This window comes from Oceanobacillus sojae (assembly GCF_007991515.1).
Taxonomy (GTDB): domain Bacteria; phylum Bacillota; class Bacilli; order Bacillales; family Amphibacillaceae; genus Oceanobacillus; species Oceanobacillus sojae.
The window spans coordinates 1-586 of the sequence record NZ_BJYM01000047.1 but is presented as its reverse complement, the minus strand read 5'-3'; the positions used below and the strand labels follow the sequence as shown (position 1 = coordinate 586).

The window sequence follows — 586 nt, the reverse complement described above, 5'->3', positions numbered from 1 at the left end:
TTAGCTACTTGATCCCAGTTTACTACATTCCAGAATGCTGAAATGTATTCCGGGCGTTTATTTTGATATTTAAGATAGTATGCATGCTCCCATACATCCAATCCTAATAATGGTGTTTTGCCTTCTGTTAATGGTGAATCCTGGTTTGGTGTGCTTGTGATTTCAAGCTCGCCATTATTTAATACCAGCCATGCCCAGCCAGAACCAAAGCGTCCTGCTGCTGCAGCTGCAAATTCTTCTTTAAATTTGTCTAAAGAACCGAATTTGCTGTTGATTTTATCAGCCAGCTCTCCTGCAGGTTCTCCGCCGCCATTTGGTGACAGTGTCTTCCAGAAAAAGCTATGGTTAGCATGTCCACCGCCATTGTTGCGTACTGCTGTGCGGATGTCTTCAGGAACCGCGTTTAAATCGCTGACAAGCTCTTCTACGGATTTATTTTGCAGATCTTCATGTCCGTCTAGTGCATCATTTAATTTTGTAACGTAGGTGTTGTGATGCTTCGTATGGTGAATATTCATTGTTTCTTTATCGATAGTTGGTTCTAATGCATCGTATGCATAAGGTAATTCTGGTAATTCAAATTTTG

The 586-nt window shown here is 41.1% G+C and carries 1 protein-coding gene; it reads right to left on the bottom strand.

The genetic code is table 11. From position 1 onward, the window contains the following. Positions 1 to 586, bottom strand: a 586-nt coding sequence (locus OSO01_RS23160) for a superoxide dismutase (RefSeq protein WP_147212814.1), incomplete at both ends; no start/stop codon positions are given.